A 1,935-nucleotide genomic window follows, 5' to 3' on the forward strand; every position below is an offset into this window, starting at 1 on the left:
CAACCGCCAGGGGGGCCGTCCGCCGGTCCAGGCGATCTATACCCAGGAGGACGCCATCCGCAGCTGGCGCCGGGTCCGCCGCGTCGAGTACGACCGCTGGACCGAGATCCTGCCGGGCCTGCGCGCCCGCTTCTGGCAGGCCGGCCACATCCTGGGCTCCGCCTCCATCGAGCTCGAAGTCTCCGATGGCCTGGGAACCGGCGGCGGCGATCCCACCCGCCTCCTGTTCTCCGGCGACCTCGGTCCCGGCGGCAAGAGCTTCCACGCCGACGCCGACGGCCCTGAGCGGCCGGACTGGATGGTGCTGGAGACCACCTACGGCGACCGCGAGCGCAGCGACCTGGACGAGGCCGGCAGGCAGGCGGTGCTGCGCGCCGAAGTATCCGCGGCTTTGGCCGCCGGAGGCGTCCTGCTGATCCCGGTCTTCGCGGTGGAGCGGACGCAGGAACTGCTCTACGACCTCGACTGCCTGTTCGACAGCGGCCGGCTGCCGGCGGTGGACGTCTTCCTAGACTCGCCGCTGGCGGATGCGGTGACCGGCGTCTTCCGCCGTCATCTCGCCGATCTGGAAACCGACGGCGACCCCTTCACCCGCGCCAACTTCCACCATGTCCGCGGCGTGCCCGAAAGCCAGCGCCTCAACAGCATCGCCGGCGGCGCCATCGTCATGGCGGCCAGCGGCATGTGCGACGCCGGCCGCATCCGCCACCATCTGAAGAACCGCCTGTGGCGCCCGCAGGACACCGTGCTGCTGGTCGGCTACCAGGCTCCGGGCACACTCGGCCGCCTGCTGCAGGAGGGGGCATCCCGCGTCCGTATCCATGGCGAGGAGATCGCGGTGAAAGCCAGGGTGCGCTCCATCGACGTCTATTCCGGCCATGCCGACCGCAGCGCCCTGCTGGACTGGCTGGCAGCCCGCCACGGCGTCGGCCATGGCCTGTTCCTGGTCCATGGCGAGGAACCCGCCCGCGCCTCCATCCGTCAGGCGCTGCTCGACAAGGGCTGGTCGGCGGACCGCATCGCCCTGCCGGCACTCGACGACCGCGTCGACCTCGCCGCCCCCTGCCCGCTGGCCCCGGCCGACCGCCACCCCCGCCTCGCCCCTGCCGACCTTGCCGCCGGACTCGACTGGCACAACCACTATGCCGAGGCGCTGCTGGCACTCCGCCGCACGCTGGACGCTGCGCCGGACGACGCGGCGCGCGAGCGCATCCTGGCCGGGGTGAGGGGCGCACTGGACGATAACGAGAAAGCCGGGAAAGGAACCCTGCCATGACCTTCAAGCGACTTCTCATCGCCGTCGCCCTGCTGGCGACCCTCGTCGCCGGGGCCGCCTATGGCTGGCGGGCGATGCAGGGCAACCGCCTGCCCGCCGGCTTCGCCTCCGGCAACGGCCGGATCGAGGCGAACGAGATCGACATTGCCACCAAATACGCCGCCCGTGTCCTGACCATCCCGGTCGAGGAGGGCGATCTGGTGGAAGCCGGCGCCGTCATCGCCACGCTCGACACCCGCGACCTGGAGGCGCAGCTCCGCTCCGCCGAGGCCCAGCTGCGCCAGTCCCGCCGCTCCCGCGAGGAATCGGTGGCGCTGGTCGCCCAGCGCGCCAGCGAGGCGGACTTCGCCGCCAAGGAGATGGAACGGGCACTGATCCTGTTCGGCAAGGGCCATGTCGCCGAACAGCGGGTCGATCAGGCCCGCAACAGCCGCCGCACCGCCGACGCCGCGCTGGAGGCCGCCAAGAGCCACCTCGCCAGCGCCGAGGAAGCCATCGCCGCCGCGGCCGGCGACGTCGACCGGCTGGCCGATCAGGTCGCCGACGGCGTGCTGAAAGCGCCGCGCAAGTCCCGCGTGCTCTACCGCCTGTCCGAGCCGGGCGAGGTGCTGGCGGCCGGGCGCAAGGCGGCGACNCTGCTCGACCTGTCGAACGTCTAT

2 protein-coding genes are annotated in these 1,935 nt (G+C 72.2%); both read left to right on the plus strand.

The genetic code is table 11. From position 1 onward, the window contains the following. Window positions 1–1,276 (plus strand): MBL fold metallo-hydrolase RNA specificity domain-containing protein (locus I71_RS06580; protein ID WP_042692715.1); only part of this gene is annotated, 1,276 nt, incomplete at its 5' end. After that, on the plus strand, window positions 1,273–1,935 hold a 663-nt coding region (locus I71_RS06585), incomplete at its 3' end, for an HlyD family secretion protein (protein ID WP_042692719.1). The genes I71_RS06580 and I71_RS06585, both read left to right, overlap by 4 nt.

The sequence above is a fragment of the Azospirillum sp. B506 genome (genome assembly GCF_000333595.1).
Lineage (GTDB): Bacteria > Pseudomonadota > Alphaproteobacteria > Azospirillales > Azospirillaceae > Azospirillum.